5 protein-coding genes are annotated in these 22412 nt (G+C 34.8%); 4 read left to right on the top strand and 1 reads right to left on the bottom strand.

The genetic code is table 11. The features are described 5' to 3' along the window. Window positions 1-170 precede the first annotated feature (170 nt). From QL232_RS10460 to QL232_RS10445, 4 genes are all read left to right on the top strand, one after another. On the top strand, window positions 171-16823 hold the full coding sequence (locus QL232_RS10460) for a PKD domain-containing protein (protein WP_281614079.1): 16653 nt from the start codon (window positions 171-173) through the stop codon (window positions 16821-16823). 237 nt (window positions 16824-17060) lie between these two features. Then, entirely contained in the window at window positions 17061-18335 is a 1275-nt protein-coding gene (locus QL232_RS10455; protein ID WP_281614078.1) for an MFS transporter, read from the top strand. A 379-nt stretch (window positions 18336-18714) separates the two neighbouring features. Beyond that, window positions 18715-19941, top strand: coding sequence for a hypothetical protein (locus QL232_RS10450; RefSeq protein WP_281614077.1), 1227 nt, complete (start codon window positions 18715-18717; stop codon window positions 19939-19941). A 129-nt stretch (window positions 19942-20070) separates the two neighbouring features. Further along, entirely contained in the window at window positions 20071-20775 is a 705-nt protein-coding gene (locus QL232_RS10445) for a hypothetical protein (protein ID WP_281614076.1), read from the top strand. On the opposite strand, the gene QL232_RS10440 is transcribed toward QL232_RS10445, so the two are convergent. Then, window positions 20765-21760 carry a zinc-binding dehydrogenase gene (locus QL232_RS10440; RefSeq protein WP_281614075.1) on the bottom strand — a complete coding sequence of 332 codons (996 nt, stop codon included), beginning with the start codon at window positions 21758-21760 and terminating at the stop codon, window positions 20765-20767. The genes QL232_RS10445 and QL232_RS10440 overlap by 11 nt on opposite strands. Window positions 21761-22412: the final 652 nt, after the last annotated feature.

The raw sequence follows: 22412 nt of genomic DNA, 5'->3' as shown, positions 1-22412 counted from the left end.
TACATCACTACAATGATCCTATTTGATTTTCATTAAATTAAATATGGATCATTATTGTATGAATACGTATAATTAAAATACACCCAAAGCGAATTATCTATAACCCAAGTTGCTTATAAGGAAAGACCTAACTTTCTTTTGATTACTGCTACTAGAACTACTTAACCCATATGACGAAAGCGTTATTACGATCATTACTGCTGATTCTAACTTTGACACTAACTCTTTTAGCCAATGCTCTTTTAGGGCAAACAATACATAGAGTCTATCAAGGTTCTACTGAGACAGATCCTAATACTGTTATCAGTGGATGTGGAGGTGTTGCTTTGCAATTTATTATTTCTCCTCAGCTCAATCATACATATTCGAATTATAATTGGGAGATTTATGATGGTGTTACTTACACTCCATTTTCAAATCTTGCTGAACCCTATCATCAATTCAATAGTACAGGTATTTATGGGGTTCGAGTCACATATGATGATACTTTTGGAGGGGCTACGAGTTCTGTAACAGCCACAATTCCTAATAATGCTATTGAGGTTTACAGTAGGCCGGACGGACAATTTTATGCAGATAAACGAAATATTTGTGTAGGCGAAGAAATCACTTTAGTCAATATTACTCCAGGAACCTTTTCATCATTAAATTTTTTAGTAGATAATCAATTATACCCTGTTGTAAATGATTCCGCAAAAGTTACAATCAATAATTCCGGTTCTTTTGATGTTGCACTAAGTGGTACAACTACTGATGGTTGTCAATTTATCGCAAATGAAGCAGGTTATATAACCGTTCAAGCTCCTTTTACATCTACTTTTACAACTTCTCAAACAATTAGCTGTGCTTCTACACAAACTATTACATTTACTGCTTCATCAATAGACACTGATGGTTTAACTGTGACTCCTACCTATTTTTGGGATTGGGGTGATGGGACGTTTGATACTACGAATGTTGCTGCCATTCAACATACATTTGATAGCTCTGATGGGACTGATTTTACAGTTTCATTGAGTAGTGAAGCCAATAATTGTCCAGGTACTTCCACACAAACCGAAAATATCTACTTTAGAGATATCTCATCATTATATGGTACAGCATCTATTTCAGGTACCTGTAATACTCATGTAGTTAGTTACACTCCTGGAACAATAGATCCATTATTTTCTGGTCTTCAAGTATTATGGGACTGGGGAGATGGGAACACAGAGACCATTGTTATTGGAGATGTAGCAACGCATACTTACAGTAACCCAAACCCTAACCCAATTAATGTCAATATTTCGGCAACTATTCAGGGATTAACCGACAATAGTTGTCAATTTACAGATGTTCAAACCGTACCTATTTTACCACAAGCAGGGATCAGTATTGCTGCCAATAACACTGATTACTGTAGTGAAAATTTCAATGTAATCGTTAATGCCATCAATCTACAGAATGTAGCAAATTACTATTGGGTTATTGATGGCACCACAATTACAGGGTTTAATCAATCTACTGATACACTTGCTGTTGCGGGTTATGGATCTCACACCATTGAACTGTATTTTGACGCACAAACAGGAGACATCAATGATAATTGTGCTTTGAACAGTATTGATGTTTATTCTGCTCCATTAGATGTAAGAGTATCAGGAGCAAATTTTGCCTGCGAACCTTCAAGTGACTCGTTTGCCTCTTCGGTTACATGGGAAGATCGAAATACAAATACAGTAACGAACCCATTTAGTGTTGATACTGAAGAATGGATGGTGATTAATAAAACCTATGATGATACTACATATTACACTGTGAATCCACTCACTTTTACCAATTTATCTCATGGTGATTATGACATTTACCATAACATTACATTAGATCCAATTGGGGATAATAGTGCCTGTACTTTTTCTTCACCGGCTTTTAATTACTTAGTGGGTGAAGTTTTTGATAATCCTACATTAAATTTTAGCCCATCTACAATTTGTATTGGTACAACTGTCAATTTTTCAACAACAACCCATGCAGATACTCTAGGATTGGGGCTGTCTGGAGAATTCCCTATTGTCTACCAATATCGTTATGCTAGTAATTTAAATTGGGTAACTGTTGGTAACACTGGTCTAGGCCAATTCTATTATGGAGATATTGTGGATAGTGCAAGAACAGCACTACCGGGCACTTTTACAGTAGAAATTAGAGCAGTGATCAATGGCTGTGCAGGTGATCCTACTGTAGAAACTATTACGATAAACCCTTCTGAAGCTGAACATGAAATCACTTTGGATGATTGTGCACCTACAACTTTGTCGTTCATCAATAACTCATTAGGAACAACAGATACAGACTATCAATGGACATTAACGATTGATCCACCAGGTAACGGAAATAGTGATGAAGTTACATGGACCTCTCAATCTACGAAAGATGAGAATTATAACTTCTTATCAGAAGCCACCTTCCCTACTTTTACTGGTTACCCTCAGGGTGAAATACCTGAAAGCTCTGTTGTAGATATTAGAATTACAGCAACAGAACCTGGTGTAGGTTGTTCAGATTTTGAAGACACTACCATTGTTATGCCGGGTCCATTACCCGTTTTATCACCTTCCCCATCTACCTCTTCAGGCACCTGTGTAAATAGCATTTTACAATTTGATGCCGGAGACGGGAATCTTGGCCAAGTGTACAATTGGACTTTCACAAATACAGCTGACAATAGTATTCAATTTAGCTTTAGCTCAAATAATAGTATCGTAAATACTACCTTCCCAACACCTGGTTCTTATAGCGGTGTTGTTACTGTAACTACAGCAGGAGGTTGTACATTTAGTGAGAACTTAGGGCCAATACAAATTACCGGTGGTTCGGTAAATGTAACAGGACTTGCCGCTGCCTGTGTTGGGGACAACCTCACTTTTCAAGGGCAAAATTTAATGTACAGTCCCACTCAACCAGATTATGAATGGTTCGTAGATGGTGTCTCTCAAACATCAGGTACTGTACCTATTTCTGGAAACGTTCCTGATTTAACTGGTATCGTATTTTCGACTCCAAATAGTCCTCAAAATTTAGCACACACCATAACATTAGAATTATCAATTAATGGATGTTCTGCTTCATATACTCATGATATCACAGTAACTAAACCAGATTTCACATTCCCTCTTCCTCATGACAACTTTGTTGCTTTCGATTATGTTTGTGATGAAGTAATTACTGAGTTAACACTTGATCTTGATGATAATGAAGTCTATAATTTGAGCACAAGTACCATCAACTTATTTACAGGTGGTGTTGGTGTCGGTGCCGTAACTCCCAATTCAATTAATAATGACACTGTTAGGGTTTCTTTGCCTGCAGGTCCTTATAATTTAACCATTCAAGTGGTGGATGAAAATGGTTGTTCCGATGACCAAGTTCTGTCATTTACGGTTCCTACTATGAGGGATTTAGCGGCAGACTTCACTCCTAACACATATAATTTGGTATGTCCTGGTTTTGTGAGTTTTACAGATTTAGCGGACGAAACTGCAGGAAATACTTCTAGAAGAGATGATTTAGATTTATCAGATAATCTCTATGATGTTGATATAGCTTTATGGGAATGGGACTTCGATAATGATGGTACCATAGATGCAACTACCAACTCTGGTAGTGTAACTCATTATTATAGTTCTCCGGGTTCTTATGATGCTGTACTAACTGTTACTGATAATCATGGTTGTCAAGATGTTTCAAACACTGTAACTATTGTTGTGGGTGGTACTTCTGGTACATATGAAATATTAAAGAAAATTGGTTTTGAACCTGCTTCAACAACAATGGTAGCCTTTCCTGTGGATGATCCTAACACAGATATCACCAATACCATATATAACTGGGCTTCTGGTGATGGACAACTAGGAACAGACAGTTCTCAAGTGTTTGTATATCCTTCAACAATTAGTAATGCTAATATGAGTACAATTACTCCTAGTCTTACTTTTGTAGATGAAAATGGGTGTTCCTATCCAGCTGATTATTCCGGTGATATGACCATTTTAAATTGTCCTGATATTTCTTCACCTGATGTAACTTTATGTACAGATGCTGGGGCATATACTTTAAATGTTGAAGACCTTTCTTGGAACGGATCTTTTAATGCTTCTGATACTATTGAAACATCAGAGTATATGTATTATTGGGAACTTCAGTATCGATGGTTTGTGGATGGTAATCCTATTACCCAAGCTAATGGAGGTCATGATTCTGAAGTCATTTTTAATCATGGTCCTATAGATACTGCTCCATTTACTATTGATCCTGATGATAGTGATGGAAAACTATATACCATTCAAGCTACTATAATTGCTAATTACATTGATAAAAATGATGCTTCTAACAATCAGCTGAATGTTAGTGAATGTGTGATGACCGATGACATCAGAGTCATTTATAATGCCACTCCTGTTGCAGCTTTTGTTAATGATGAAGTTTGTAATGGGTCAGCAACTACTTTGGATGCTAGAAATACTGATTTTGGCATATACAATGATGAGCAAATTGCCCAGTTTGAATGGGATATTGATAATGATGGAACATACGATATCACTACAACTGATAGTGTGACTACTTATACTTTTCCAAATCAAGGAGTTTATCCTGTTGCATTGAGAGTGACTTCAAATGATGGTTGCTTTAGTACAACATCTAAAGACTCAGTGATAGTTAATGCAAACCCAACAGCCAACTTTACATACCAAAATAACTGTTTAAGTTATGGTGTATCTTTTGATGATTTATCCACTATCACCCCTGTTACTGATGATGAAATAGTACGCTGGGATTGGGATTTTAATTCTAATGGTACCATTGACTTTGGCGGTACTGATACTTTGTTACATAGATTCCCAACAATTGATTTTACAACACAGTTGGATGGAAATGGCTCGCTGATTGGTTTTGATCAAGTCTTGACCACCACACTAACGGTTACTACAAACAAAGGGTGTACTCACACCTTCACTCCTACCGCAGATAGTACATTAGTGTATATATTCCAGGAACCTGATGCAGGCTTGTCTGCCCAACGATTAAATAACCCTGTCGCTAACGAGGTTTGTCTTGGTCAGACTATGCAGTTTACAGATCAGTCCACGATTGATAATTCCAACTTAAATCCATTTATCACTGCAGGAGATTTACCTGCCAACGTCAATGATATTACGACTTGGCTTTGGGAGTTTGGTGATGGAAATATTTCAACGGTAGCAGATCCTCAACATGATTATGCTTCAACGGGAACATATACTGTCAAGTTAAGGGTAACTTCTGCAAGAGGTTGTACAGACATAGACAGCATCACAGTTTATGTTAGAGAAAATCCTGACCCTGAAATTGGACAAGATAGTATTATCGTAAATGATACAACTACAGTTCAACTGAGACCATTGGCAAATGATAGTACTAATTTTGCATATCTATGGACCAAATTATCTGGGCCTACTAATGGTAATATCACAGAATCAGCATTAAACATTCATAATGCAACGGTAGATGTTGATGAACCTGATTTTAATACTGGAGAATCAATTATTGATGTACGTTATCAACTGCAAGTTACAGATAACAACCACCCTACTGCATGTTCAACATTAGATACTGTAGATGTTCAAATACATAGAATGCCAGTGATTAACTTGGATACAACATTAGTAGATTGTGGGGTTACTGCAAGCTATCTTGCTAAACCTTTTGGTTCAGAAACTATTGCTGGGTTCACTTATACATGGAGCAATGCTTTTACAAATGGTGGTACCATAAATATTACAAACACATCATTACAAGACTTTACTGTTACACCAAATACCTTTGATAACGGAAGTTCAAGAATCCATACAAAGTTTTATATTGATGTTGTAAATACTATTGGTGGCGCTGATAGAGACAGTATTGAATTTTATTTCTACAGATCTCCAGATTTTTCTAGTTTAAGTTATAATTATCAAGAATGTAATACTCCTGCAAGAAATCTTTACGAGGTTAACTTCTCACCTTTTGGAAGCGAAGTTCTCCCACATAATGAAGATTATGATTACACTTGGAGTATGTCTAACAATGCCATTGACCACAATATTGATCCAGCATTTTTAACGGCTCTAGTGAACCAAGTGAATGCAAGTGATACTTCCCAAAACTTATCATTAGATATATTTGAAGATTACTTTGTTGATGATTCAGTCAATTTATGGTTTGATATTAATTTACATGTAGAGAACACACACAGTAATACATGTTTAAACGATACTACTTTTAGAGTTGAGATTGAAAGAAGACCAAGAGATTTTACATTAGTAGACACTAGGTTAGATTCATGTGATTTATCGGTAACATTAAATCACCATACAGAGACACTTAACTTTAATTACAGATGGCAGTTAAGAAACCCTAGCCCGGGTTTTGGAGGTACGTTACCAGCAGATACTAATGCTCAAATCAGAACAATCACTTTTACTGATGCTGACTTCGCTACGGGTGCACATGTATTTGAGGTAACCGCCAATAATCGAGTAAGAAAAATGGCTCCTGGTGGCGCTGATGCTATTCCTCATTGTGGGATCAATAGAAATTTACTTTTACGTTTTTATAGAACTCCAGATATTGTATTTACCGAAACAAAAGCTGGTGGTAATCCTTGTGCAAAAGATGCCGAGATTTCTTCAGGAAGTGAAATTATTCCTGGTTTTGATTACTCATGGACCCAAACTTCAATAACTGGTGGAGTTTTAAATGAAGATGCATTAACTAATAAAGATATTAATGTTTCCGTTTCTTCATGGGATTTAAATTCTACTGTAATCACAGCAACTTATGAATTAAGGGTTGAAAATTCTGCGTCACCTACATGTTTTGACGTTGAATCTTATACCATTAATTTCTTTAGAACACCTGAAATCACATATAACCCAACGCCTCTAGCTTGTGCATTAAATGATACGATTACTGCTAACAGTGAAGCATTAAATGGAGCTACTTTTTATTGGAACGTCAACTCACTTACAGGAGGTAGTATAGATACTGTCAATAATGGAAATCAATACTTAATTGAAGTAGATACCTTCGCAACAGGATCACATCGATTAGACGCTCAATATCAACTTATCATAGACAATACCACATTAAGTTCATGTGATGATGATACTACATTTAATATCGCTTTCTTCCGTACGCCAGAGATTACCTTCTCACAAACTCGTACTGACTCATGTGCAAGTACCAATACACTAAAACCATTTGGTAATGAAACTATATCCGGTTACAATTATCAATGGAGAGAACTATATGTTAATGGAGGTACTATCAATGCCAGTTCACTTACTGGCCAAGATTTAACAGTAGATGTCACATCATTTAATCAAGATACAGCTTATGTTGTAGTAGCTTATGAACTTACTGTTCAAAATACTGATGCTACAGGTTGTTCGGACATTGATACAGTAGAATTCCAATTCTACAGAACTCCAAGCTTGAGTAATTATAGTCAATTGATGCCATTAAATTCTTGTGGATTAATGGGTGAAGTGTATCCGTTAGGAACTACAGAAGTGATAAATCATGGAGATGGTTTTGATTATTCTTGGACCTTTGATAGTGTTACTGGTGCAGGTGCAGATGGAGCTACTCTATCTAATGCTACATTAGATTCTATCTTAAGTAAGGCCAATGAGCAGAATTTCATACTAAATATGCCGATTACAGAGTTTGCTTCTGGAAGTAACGAAATACAACTATCACTTGATTTACATATCGAACACTCTGATGCCGATGTTACTTGTCAAACAGATACGACAATTGTAATTTCTTACAAACGTCCTCCTGTAATTGCAATGCAGACCATTAAGTCTGATAGCTGTGCATATACCACAACATTACAGCCATTTGGTTTAGAGACGATAAATGGTTTTGATTACCAATGGTCAATTGCTAGTATTAGTGGGTATGATGGTAACGATGGCGATGTTTCAAACGATTTATCTGTTGGAAATTTATCTACAAACCAAGACCTAACCATTACAATAACAGATGATGACTTTATTGATAATGAGTCTAAAATTGTAATTGCTCTCGAACTCGATGTAGCTAATAACTTAGACCCTTCTAATACATCTTGCCAAGATATGGCGGTGGATACTTTGGTATTTTATAGAACTCCGATTATTGATGCTGGGTTTAGTTTTATTAAAGCTGCAAATTGTGATCATATTGGTACGTCTGAACCATTTGCTACAAATATTAATGGCTTCTCTTATGTTTGGATGCCTGTAACTGTAACAGGAGGTAACGTTAACCATACATCATTATCAGATCGTCAGATTACAATTGATGTCGACTCTTTCAGTACTAATAGTTTACAGATCGATGGCCTTTACAGACTAAGAGTCTTTAATACTGAAGTGCCAAGCTGCTATGATGAAGAAGATATCAATTTTGAATTTTATCGAACACCAGAAATCACTTTCTCACAGCAAGTAGTGAATTGTGCCAGTATAGATTCTTCAATCACATTCTCTACCATGAATGAAGCATTTATAAATGCTGGTGAGTCATTCTCATGGCACCTTGATAACATAACAGGTGGTACCATTGACTCCACCAATAACAATAGTTCATTTATCGTTGATGTGAAAACATTCGATACAGATGCTGCTCAAATAGGCCTTCAATATTCTGTATCAATTAGTAATTCTTCATCGCATACATGTGATGATGATACCACTTTCAATGTCACTTTCTATAGAGCTCCAGAAATTGAATTTTTATCTGCTAGAACAGATTCATGTTCACATACAGAAATTATGGAAGCTTTCAATGGTGAAGCCATTCCATTATTTGATAGAACATGGAGACAAATTTCAGTATCAGGTGGTACTGTTATACAAAACAGTGCAAATAATGACGATATATTAAATGTCTCAGTTGATGCATTTGATCTTAATGCTGCAACGATAACTGTTCAGTACGAATTAACAGCTACGAATAGCTTGTCTCCAACATGTTCTGATATAGATACTGTAGAATTTAACTTGTATCGTTCACCTAATTTCACAGCATATACCCAAACAGATCCATTAGGTCTATGCGGTGGAACATTCCATTCCTTCCCTTTGGGTAATACTGAAATTATTAATCATGGTGATGGTTTTGATTACACTTGGACACTTGATGCTTCATCTGTTTCCGGTGCCATAGGAGGAACACTCATCTCATCTGTTTTGGACAGTATTATAGCACAAGAAAATATTCAAAACTTCGAGTTGACAATTCCTGATTCTGCTTATGCATTAGGTTCTAATATGATCTCATTTAATATGGATCTCAATGTACAGCATAGTAATTCAAACCTTATTTGTTCTTCAACAGATACAACTATATTATTCCAATTTTATAGATACCCAGATATTAGTATTGTAGAAGACAAATTAGATTCATGTGCTCTAACTTCAACACTCCAACCCTTTGGCAGTGAGAGTATTGCTGGATTTAATTATGCTTGGAACATCACCTCTATTAATGGATATGACGGCAGCGATTATAGTGTAGGTGATACCTATAATACACAGAACACTACTTTTACGGTTACAGATGATGATTTTGTGGATAATGAATCACACATAGAAATCACATTGCAGTTAACCGCTGTAAATACTTTGGCTACAGCAGATCCTACCTGTTCGAATACAGTAAATTATAGCTTGAATTTCTATAGAACGCCAGATATTGACACACCATTCTTAAGTTCAAAATTAAATAATTGTGATTATAACGGAACAGCTTCTCCATTCCCGAATGATGTAAATGGCTATGTATATATTTGGACTTTAGATTCTATTAGAAATGGTGCTTTAAATGATAATGCATCTAGTATGCAAAGAGAACTGACCGTTTCTGTGGATAGTTTCAATACCTTAGAATCCATCATTCATGCATATTATAAACTAAGAGTGGTAAATACTTTATCGAATCAGTGTTTTGATGAAGATACTATCAGTTTTAAATTCTATAGAACACCTGAAATGATGCTTACTAATATGACTGGAGCTTGTCAAAGTTCGATATTAGTAGAATCGCATAATGCAATGTTGAATGATGTTGACTTTGATTGGACTCAACTCTCACTAACAGGTGGTACAATTACTTCCACTCCAGCGGTCTTGGATGGAAATAGGTCCGTTACATTTAATGTCAATAGTTTTAACTCCGGCCAATCTCAAATTGATGCTTCTTACAACATTACAATGCTCAATTCTGGTGAGTCGATGTGTGATGATGATACAACATTTATGTTCTCATTATTTAGAGAACCAGAAATCAACATCACCTACTCTAGAGCGAGTTCAGATAGTTGTGATGCTGCATTAACGTTATATCCATTTGCTAATGAAAATATTACTGGTTTCGCTAATACTTGGTCGCAAGTATCAATTAATGGTGGTAATGTAAACCATTCTTCATTAACAGATGAAAACCTAACAGTGACCGTTGATACTTTTGCACTACATTCGACACGCATAGATACAAGGTATTTAATTGAAACATTTAACGTTAACTCCCCAGCATGTGAAGACTCTATGAGTTTAGCCACTACACTTTACCGTCAGGCTAATTTCACTGCTTTTGTTGAAGAAAGAACTGAAGATTGTGGATTAACTGTTGACTTCTATCCTTTAGGAAAACAAGAAAATATCCAACACAATAATGGTTTTGATTATACTTGGACATTAAATACCAGTGGCATTTCAGGTGCTGGTTCAGATGGCAATACTTTACCTCAGGCAGTATTAGATAGTATTACAGCTCAAATAAATAGTCAAAATCTATCTATTACATTACCTATGGATGCATTTGCTCCAGGTAGTAATACCATTGAAATTCCATTTAATATTGAGATAAGCAATACGTACCAAAATTCATGTGTCAGTGATTTGGATACTACGATGATTTTCTATCGTCCTGCAACTATAAATATCGCTCAAAGCTTAGCGGGTTGTGGAATCGAAAATATAATTACTTCATATGGAAATGAAAATGTTGCTTCTTCATTTGATTTCACATGGACTATTTACCCCGTTGGTGGTACTATTTCCAATTCCTCATTAAACGGACAAGACTTAACATTAAATAATCCGGTATTTAACTCTGGAAGTGATACAATATTAGTTGATGTTACATTACAGGTAGAAAACAATGCACTGTCGTTTACTCCTGGGGTGACATCTTGTGAAGCAGATACTGCATTCCGATTCTATTTCTATAGACAACCTGTATTAAATCTAGCTCAAACAATTACGTCATGTGATACCCTTAATCTTCTTACTACATTTGGTAGTGAAGTAATCGCAGGTTACAACTACAATTGGGATAGTGTAAACGTTTTAGGCGGACAACTAAATATTGGTAGTGGATATTCTAAAACAACGCAGAACATCGAATTACTAAAATCATTATATGATTCGGGTAGTCACAGAATTGATGTTAGCTACACTGTTTCTGCATCAAATAGTGATACATTGGGTAATACGTTATGTACTGATACTGAAAATGTCTCTTTCTCTATTTTTAGAGTTCCTGATATTAATGTTGTTCAATCTCTTACTGCAGGCGACTGTGGTAATCAAAATGACATATCACTATTCGGAAATGAATTAATTTCAGGATATAATGTTACTTGGAGTGAAGTTTCTGTAAATGGAGGTAGTATTAATTTATCTTCAAATAGTAATCAGAATGTAACATTTGATACTCCACAATTTGACCCTACCTCAAACCAAATTGATGTTACTTATACTGTTTCAGTAACAAACTCTGATTCCCCTACTTGTACAGATTCTGAGACCGTATCCTTTACGTTCTACAGAACCCCTGATCCTACAATCAGTACTATATCATCTGTATGTTCATCAAATAGTATTACTTTACAGACGGTAGAGAACTATGTTCCTCAATTTAATTATACATGGAACTTATTAAATATCACACCAGATCATAATCCAAATGCTGAGGGATTATCTGCTCCTATGGTAAGTCAAGTAAATAATACTTATGTATTAAATACCCCTATTGATCAGGAAGGATTTTTCCCAACTGGGGCTGCTATGATGACTTATCAATATGAAGTAATGGTAGAAAACTCGATTTCAACTTTATGCCAAGAAAGAGATACTATTGATGCCGTATTCTATAGAAACCCAATTATCAGTGCTACTCAATCATTAGATAGTACTTTATGTCAACAAGTAAACGTTATCCGACCATTCAACACTGAAATAATTCCAAATTTTGATTACACTTGGAACCAAGTAAGTGTAAGTGGTGGTACAATTGATACTACTCATATCAACAATGGACAAGACGTTTCTTTCTCTGTTGTATCATTTGATTCATTAAGTCATAGAATCGATGTTTCATATAGTGTTGATGTAAGTAATACGCTTAGTGGATGTTCGGATTCTGAAATATTTACGTTCACATTCTTTAGAACTCCATTAACTGATTTATCAATGCTTAACCTCTCTCCTGTTTGTAGAGGAACTTCCGTTTCTTTATTCCCTATGGAAGCAGAGAATACAGGTTACAATTATACTTGGAATAGAATTAGCATTTTATCAGATGATGGAACAGATTTATTATCTGCAGGTATTTATCCTTTAGAAAGTGGCTTAAATACCCATACTATCACTTTAGACCATAACCCATCTTTCCCGAACTCTACAGTGAGGGTTACAGCAATATATGAGCTTCAAGTGATGAATATGGATAATGGCTGTACAACAACAGACCAAGTAACGGTTGTATTTGATAGAGAAGCAATGTTATCATTAACAGCTAATAAATTCAATGTCTGTGATGACATCAATTTGACACTACAAACAGTTGAGCCAAGAACAGATAATTATGATTACAATTGGTCTATTGATACCATATTCACAGATAATAATGCTTCAATCACAACATTAAATAATATAGATACCTCAACTGCGGGTGCACTAACAATAGATGCTGATCCTTCAGATTTCCCTGATGGTGCTTCTTTAATTACTGCTACATTTAATGTTCAAACAGATAATCATTTAAATACAAATTGTACAGCTGACACTGCATACACATTAGAGTTTGCTCGTAAACCAATGATATCTTTTACAGATAATCATGCGGAATGTGCATTAGATACTGTGACTGTAAAACCTTTTGGTAATGAAGTCATCAATGGCTACGATTATACTTGGAGTATTAGTTCTATAGATGGATTCAATGGCTCAAATGCTGATATTATCAATGGTCAAACCAGTAATCAGAATTTCTCTTTACATTTTGAAGATGATGATTTTACAGTTGGGCGTTCTCAAATTGAAATCACACTTGATCTAAATGTCAATAATCCAAATGGTTCATCATGTGGAGATAATGCACAACATACATTGGTTTTCTTTAGAGTTCCACATATCAACTTTACTGCAACAAAAGCTAGTAATGATAGTTGTGCTAATCAGATTACGATCTCCCCATTCTCAGAAACGATTTCAGATTATACATATCAATGGACGAAGATTTCTGAAACGAATGGTACTGTTGCTGAGGTTAACAGTACTGTAAGAGATCTTGTAGTCAATACACCAAACTTTAATCAAGGTGAAACTCAAATTGATGTATTGTATGAACTACAAGTCATTAATACCAACCCGAATGCAAGTTCACCTTGTATTACCACTGAACAAGTGGATATTAGTTTCTTTAAAACACCTGTGGTTCCTACTCATTTATTAACATCTGCAATCGGTTGTGGAAAAAACGGAAGTCTGAAAGCTCTCACTTTCCCTATTACAGATAGTCAAGTCAATAATTATGTATTTGATTGGACGATAAATAGTACTTCGGGTGGTACCATAGATACATTATCAACGTATGATAGCTTACATATTGATCGTTTAACTTTCGATAATGGATCTGGTACTGTTTCAGTTGATGTAGATGTTATGGCAAGAAATGCCTATCAACCTTCAAGCTGTTTTACTACGAGAAATGAAACTTTAGAATTCTATAGAACTCCTGAAATCACTCTCAACCCTGATCAAGCTGATCAATGTGAAACAGGTAATATTGTCATCACAACCGGAGAAGAATTAGTAGGCGATTTTGATTACAATTGGAGTTATTCGATTTCTGATGATTTAAGTTTAAACACTGGAACTGTTGATACAACTTCTAGTGGAAGTGGTGGGCATGTGTTGACATTTAGTAATCCTACCTTCCCTACAGGGGCTTCATACATTGAAATTAGTGCAACTCTAAATACCTCACATAGAGTTGGTAGTTGTTCAGATACAGAAACTGTAACTATTCGTTTCCATAAACAGCCTACAGTTTCACTTATATCATCTCCAATTGTTTCTTGTGAGACCGGTTTTATTACTATTAACCCAACTCAAGCAGAAGTGAATAACTTTACTTATACATGGGAAAGAACACTTATTACAAGTGATGTAAGTGATAATACTGGGGCAAGTATTGTAGAAACTCCAAGTGGTTCAGGCTATCAAATGAGATTAACTGACCCTGAGTTCCCTAATGGTGCAGCACAAGTTACAGCGAGATATAAATTAACTATATCTAACCCAAGTAATCCATATTGTTTAACAGTTAGAGATTCAATTGATGTTACTTTCTTCAGAAGTCCTGATACTTCTTTAGGAGATGATGTTCAAGCTTCTTGTAATGCATCTCAAATTACAGTTAGTCCTACAAATGAAGAAAGTATAGACAACTTTAATTACACATGGAGAATTGACCAAGTAGATACAGATATTCAGACCTATGACTCTAGAGCAAATGTTAGTCTATCATCTATGTCTATCTATAATCCACAATTAATAGTTAATACTATACCTGCTGATGCATCATATGTTAGAGCATTTATAACGCTGGAAACAGAAAATTCATTTAATAACTGTGGTACTTCAACAGATCAAATGGGTGTTACTTTCCTAAGAACACCTACGGTAACTTTACCTCAAACAGGGCTACAAGGATGTGATACTCATGTGTACTCATTAGCTCCAAGTGAAGTACAATGGAGTGGTATGGATTATTCATGGTCGCTGATAAATATTTCAGGAGGTAGTATTGCTACACAAAGTAATTTGGATACATACAATGCCACTTTTGCCAATCCTACTTTTAATTCTGGTAGTTATATGGTCACTGCTGATGTAGTTTTAACGGTCAATAATAAATTAGATGCTAGTTGTCTAAGTAGTGATACAACTACCATTCAGTTCTATAGAACACCTGTGGCCAATATTAATGTTCAAAACGGTTTTGGTTGTGAAGGTGAAACAGTTTATTTCTTAACAGATAATTCTATTGCACTTGAACCCGGAAGTATTTTTGAATGGGACTTTGACAATAATGGTAGTTATGAAATCCAGTCTTACGGAGACACAACACATATCTTTGGAAGTATAGGAACCCATACTGTTAATTTAAGAATTACTTCTCCTAGTGGTTGTGTTTCAAATATCGACTCACAAAATGTTGAGGTCTACGAAGTACCTACACCTTCATTTACAACAAGTGACATCTGTATTGGAGATATAGCAGCATTTAATAATACAACTCCTCAATTATCATCATCAGGAGATAACCGTATTACTTCAATCAAATGGGATTTTGATTATGATGAAAATAGTGTACCTAATTTCACCAATTCATCAACACATCCAACCTACCAATACCCGACCTCAGGAACATTTGCGGTATTAGTAGAAGTAACAAATGCAGGTGGTTGTTCTGCAACATTTATGGATAGTATCACAGTACATGCACTTCCTGTTATTACCATGGATGACGACATCTGGATTTGTCAAGATGCAGCTGCGACAATTACTCCACAAGTAGATGTACCTGTTACGTACAATTGGAGTACGGGACAAACAACTCAATCGATTGACATTGCTCCTTCTGAAGAAACAACATATACCTTAACTGTCACAAATGAATATGGTTGTGTTAATTCAAAAGCTGTGACTGTCCACATCGTACCTGATGTTGTTCAAGATTTTGTTCAAGAATCTTGTGAGACTGATCCTATTACATTTGATGGTCGAATTCCTGCATACCCAGGTGTAGTACAAACCTTCGAATGGAGTACGGGAGAAACTAGTGCAACAATTGATGTACTTGAAACAGGAACGTATTCTCTAAGAACAATTGTAGAACATGAATCTGGTACAATCTGTGAATTTAATCATGAATATCAGGCAACATTCCACCCTAACCCAGGAAAAGTATTGGAAGATACTACCTTCTGTTTTGAGTTTGGTGATGTTCTCGATGTTGCTGCAATTGAAGGTGATAACTTCTCATATGAATGGAATACAGGTGAAACTTCAAGGGTTATCACAAAAGATAGATCTGGAGTCTTTACTGTACTAGTTATTGATGAAACACATGCTACAAGATGTTCTACAATGGATACGATTCATGTCAACCAAATTTGTCCAGCTCGTATGAATGCACCTAACGCATTTACACCAAATGGAGATGGAAACAATGATGAATTTTTATTGGAGCCTGCTTATGCTGTAGATATTGATCTTCATATCTATAATAACTGGGGTGAATCTATTTTCCATAAAGAATATACGAATTCATTCGAAGCTGGTACTAGAGGTAATGGATGGAATGGTACGTATAAAGGCGCTCAAATGATGTCTGGTTCGTATACTTATACTATTCGATATGTATCACAAAAAGATGGATCCGTCAACGAGAAGACAGGTCAAATCCTATTGATACGATAATTAAAAATACTTATGAAATAAGAGAAAGAGTCCCTTAAAACGGACTCTTTTTCTTTTCAAGTCATTTCCTACTTTATAAAAAATAAACCTATGTAGTTATTCAATTATTTTATGGGTTTACCTCAAACTAATAATTAGTTAATATCCATCTATAAATGGTTAAACAAGTATTACAATACAGATAATGAATTAATCATATTTGATTATCACATTTTTTTTATTTGGCCATTTACAATTATGACAACACTTACTCAAACAGAAACGAAAAGTTCAATTCGAGCAATTCTATCTGTATTTTCTGCAGGAGCTTTCTTTTTCTACAGCTTCATTCAAATGACATTATTCAGTACAGAAGCAATGAAAGCCTATTTTATAGATAAGCTTTCTTTGGCATCAATTGCTGAATTCGGAAGTTTTGCAGGTGTATTTTTATATGGAACAGTACTCATGCTTATACCCATTGGGATCTTATTAGATAAAGTCTCCGTAAAGAAAGTAATTATGAGTATGGCATTATTAGCAGTGGCTTGTGTTATTGGTACTAGCTTATCTAATAATCAGACCTTATCCATGATTTTTCGTTTTCTATTAGGTGTTGCACATTGTGCCGCATTTATGGCCCCATTCCGATTAGCCCCAAGATGGTTTCCATCATCTAAACTGGCCCTAGTTTCTGGATTACTAGTTACGTTTGCTGTTTTTGGTGGTTGGGTATCTGGCTCACCTGTTTTAATGATGTTAGAATATTACGGTGGAGACACTACTATGTATATTAATAGTGCCTTAGGCGTATTAGTATTACTATGTATTATATTTTTTGTACAAGACAGCCCTTCTGAGGAATCAAAAGATGTAAATACAGAAGACAGCTTATCTCTAATGAAAAGCCTTAAACTTGCTGCATCTAATTCTCAAAACTGGTTAGCTGGATTATATATTGGATTACTAAACTTATCAGTTTTACTCCTTGGTGCTGTTTGGGGAACTACCTATCTTAAATTTGTTAACCCTGAATTTTCAGAAGAAACTTACACAGGTATCATCGGGATGATATTTATAGGTACGATGGTAGGATCTCCATTGTGTGGTTGGATTTCTGATCAATTAAAATCAAGAAAAATTGCTATGATTGGAGGAGCTTTTCTATCTCTATTGATCATGCTTTTAATAATGTTCCCTTTATCAAATGCTGCTGGATATTTCTATTTTACCTTCTTAGCTTTAGGAATCATAACTTCAGCACAGACCATTGGATACCCTGTTATAGGTGAATCTAATGATGATGAAGTATTAGGAACTGCGAATGGTTTATCTGCAGTCGTATTAATGGGTATTGGAGCAATTGGACAACCATTATTTGGCAGTTTAGTTGGGTATTTTGGAGGAAATGAAAATGCAAGTATGGATCAACTACAGACAGCATTCCAATCTGCAATTTGGGTGATGCCAATTGCATTCATTGGTGCAATTATATGTGGGGCCCTAATAAAAGAGACTTTCAGAAAAGTATAAGTTATAGATTTTTATTCATCTAAAAGCATAAGCCTTTGTTGGTTTATGCTTTTTTTTTATGGTTTCTATTTCTGCAGTTCTACTACACTTTATCGATTTTATCTTAAAGTCGATATATATAACCAGATAACCGGATTATAAAAAGATGACGATCATCACCAGAGTATACTATAGTGTAGTTCGATAAATAGTGATTAAAAATAACCCAAAAACGATTTTTTAATGTCGATAATTTTTTGCCCATATCGATAATGCTTTGTTGAGATGATGATAGTTTAAAGATGTAAAGATTTAGAAACAGCCCCAGCACATGCTAGGGCTGTTTTTTTGGTTTTCATGTTTCAATAGTCATCTTCATAAAAATCATTATTTTTGTTTCATGAACTTTGATGTAACATTCAACGACATACTTCTTTATTTATCAATACCATTTATCAGTGGATTTGTGGGGTGGTTTACTAATGCAGCAGCCATCAAAATGATGTTTTATCCTATTGCATTTTGGGGGTTAAAACCTTTTGGTTGGCAGGGAATAATTCCTGCAAAATCAGAGTCCATTGCAAGTAGAGCTGTCGACCTGATCACTGAAAAATTATTAAAGATTGAAGAACAATTTGCTTTGTTAGACCCAGATGTAGTCAATGAAGAAATGAAGGAGTCTATTACCAATGTATCAAGAAATACAGTTGATTTGGTTATGAGATCAGAAATCCCTTCAATATGGGAAAATGTTCCTCAAACATTAAAAGTAACTATCTACGAAAGTATTGAAGAAAGAATCCCTGTAGTTACCGATAGAGTATTACATGATATAGGCCAGAATATCAGAGAAATGTTAGATTTAAAGAAACTAACAATTGATACTGTAAAACAACACCCCGATCTTTTAAATATCATCTTTATGAAATGTGGTAAAGATGAATTCAAGTTTATTGAAAGGTCCGGTTTATATTTCGGTTTTCTATTTGGTATGGTTCAAATGGTCATCGCTTACTTTTTTAACCCATGGTGGCTATTGCCTCTTTTTGGTATTCTTACAGGTTATTTAACAAATTGGTTAGCTTTAAAATTAATATTCGAACCCAAAGAACCTATATATTTTCTTGGTATGAAGTTTCAAGGCTTATTCCTTCAAAGACAAAAGACAGTTGCTGAAGAATATGCCTCCCTGATTACTAGTAGAATACTTACCATAGAACGAATTTTTAGATATACCCTCCAAAATACTGGTAAAGCAAAGCTTTCAGAAATTTTCAAATATAGAATCTCTGAATTAGTAGATGAGACCTATTCTGAAATCAACGATATCATTGGAAAAATAGTCGATGATAAAATCACTCAAAAGCACCTTAACATTATAAAGAATATTGCTCATTTTACATTTATGGCTGAATTTCATATTTGCATTAGAGATGCCTTCCCTTATGCTGAAAAAGTATTTAACCTAAAAAATAATATTCAGCAAAAAATTGAGGAATTGCCTTATGAAGATTTCGAAGGTTTACTTCGTCCTGCATTTCAAGAAGATGAATGGATACTAATTGTAGTTGGTGCAATACTAGGTGGCTGTGCTGGAATGTTTCAATTTATCATACTATTCCAATAACACCATTAAACTCTGATAATGAATTAGTTGCAATTACAGAATAAATTCATATTATTTATTAAATAAATGCTAACAGAGTTAACTATTTCTGTCTTCTTATTGTATTTATGTTGAAGACAATCCAACAATATGAAATTAATATACACAACTTTCTTATTTCTAATCGTTTCACTTTCATTTAGCCAGGTACAATGTGTTTCTGGAGATTGTGAAAACGGGAAAGGCAAAATGGTTTATAAAAACAAAGATTTTTATGATGGAGAATGGGCCAATGGTTACCCAAATGGCCAAGGGATTTTTGTCTATGGAGAAAACGGTTCAAATAGCTATGAAGGCAATTTTTTAAACGGAAATTTCAACGGAAAAGGAAAACTCATCTGGGCCGATGGCTCTACATATTTAGGTCAGTTCAAGAACAATACTTTTAATGGTGAAGGCATTCTGTTATGGAAGAATGGTAACCGATATGAAGGTAATTTTGTAGATGACCAGATATACGGTAATGGTACACTCACTTATGCAAATGGTGATGAATATAGAGGTGAGTTTAAAGATGGCAAGCCCAACGGAAAAGGTACTTATTATTATAAAGACGGAAGAAAATATTCTGGAGAATTCAAAAAAGGAAAACAGAAAGGAATTGGTTCAATCAGTTACCCCAATGGTGATACCTTTAAAGGAGAATTTAAAAAAGGACTTAAAAATGGTAAAGGTGAGCTCATCACTCATAATAAAACCATTTATGGTTATTGGCTGAATGATGAGCTAAATAAAATATTTATTGAAAAGGCAGAAGGACACTCAAATGAGAATAAGGAAGTAATTATGCGTTAATCTTCAAAATTACTTTACCAACCACTTTCTTTTCTAATATCGCATTGAGCGTTTTCACCGCACCTTCAAAATTGACAATTTGAAGGTGCGGTGTTTTTATTTGTCCATTTAGAATGGCTTTTGTTAGACCATTTGCTGCATCTATTATTGATTGCTCACCAATTTTTCCAAATTCATGACCAGCACCTAAGGCTAATTGATGGAAAGTAAGGTTTTTCATAAATACATTATCATAGTTGATAGGTTTCACTGTATCCACAAGTTCTAACATCTGACCATTAAATCTTAAAGAATTGGCGGCTAAAATATCATTCCCAGCTCCAATGGTATCAAAAGCTTTTGATGCACCAATATCATTAGTGAGTTCTTGGACTCTACGTAAAACATCTTCTGTTTTATAATCAATCACTTCGTCTGCTCCTAGACTTAATACATAATCATGATTTGCTTTAGATGCCACAGCAATCACTTTCTTTACATTAAATACATTTTTTGCAATCTGAATCGCATAAGATCCTACTCCTCCAGAACCGCCAATGATCAGTAATTCATCACGCTCGTTAACTTGTAATTTTTCTACCAATGCCCTCCAAGCAGTCCAACCTGCGCATGGGGACGCTGCAGCATCTTCAATCGATAAACTCGTTGGCCTTTTGAATAAAGTAGAAGGCGTATGAACAGCATATTCAGCTAAACCACCATGTGGTTTTATCATATTTCCATGATAAAATACTTCATCTCCAATATCAAAACCCATTACTTCACTCCCAACTTCATGTACTTTTCCTACCACATCAAGTCCAACGACCCATTCATCGTTCATTTGTTTACCTACCATACCTTTCCAAAATTGGACCTTAGCATCAACAGGATTGATTCCACAAGCTTCCACTTTAATTAAAATTTCATGTGACTGAATGGTTGGAATATTAATCTCATTTATGGAGAATTGATTATTATCTGGATTGAACGTAACAGCTTTCATTAATAAAATAGGTTATGAATTAATTAACTAAAGACAATTTATATAAAGGTTTTAGAGAATAAAATGATACAGATTATTTTATAACACTATAAGTTTAATGAAAAAAACAGCCTTAATCTACTGACTAAGGCTGTTTCAATACTGTTTACATCTTTTAAACTATCATCATCTTAACAAAGCATTTTCGATACGGGCAAAAAATTATCGAAATAAAAAAAGTGTTTTTGGGTTATGTATAATCACTATTAAATTGAACTACACTATAGTATACTCAAGTGATCACCGTCATCTTTTTATGATCCGACTGTCTCATTTCATCAATCGATTTTACTATAAAAATGCGATCGTTTTTTTATCAAAAAAGAGTATTCTTAATCAAAGTACTGAATAAAGTATGTATAAAAAAACAGCCTTAATCTACTGACTAAGGCTGTTTCAATACTGTTTACATCTTTAAACTATCATCATCTTAACAAAGCATTTTCGATACGGGCAAAAAATTATCGAAATAAAAAAAGTGTTTTTGGGTTATGTATAATCACTATTAAATTGAACTACACTATAGTATACTCAAGTGATCACCGTCATCTTTTTATGATCCGACTGTCTCATTTCATCAATCGATTTTACTATAAAAATGCGATCGTTTTTT

This window comes from Flammeovirga sp. SubArs3, from assembly GCF_947387565.1.
GTDB classification, from domain to species: domain Bacteria; phylum Bacteroidota; class Bacteroidia; order Cytophagales; family Flammeovirgaceae; genus Flammeovirga; species Flammeovirga agarivorans.
Note: the sequence above shows the minus strand (reverse complement) of the source record. Positions and strands in the feature narration are given on the sequence as shown.

Coding starts and splice junctions, on each gene's coding strand:
- QL232_RS10450 (WP_281614077.1), top strand. CDS start 18,715: ATGAACTTTGATGTAACATTCAACGACATACTTCTTTATTTATCAATA.
- QL232_RS10460 (WP_281614079.1), top strand. CDS start 171: ATGACGAAAGCGTTATTACGATCATTACTGCTGATTCTAACTTTGACA.
- QL232_RS10445 (WP_281614076.1), top strand. CDS start 20,071: ATGAAATTAATATACACAACTTTCTTATTTCTAATCGTTTCACTTTCA.
- QL232_RS10455 (WP_281614078.1), top strand. CDS start 17,061: ATGACAACACTTACTCAAACAGAAACGAAAAGTTCAATTCGAGCAATT.
- QL232_RS10440 (WP_281614075.1), bottom strand. CDS start 21,760: ATGAAAGCTGTTACGTTCAATCCAGATAATAATCAATTCTCCATAAAT.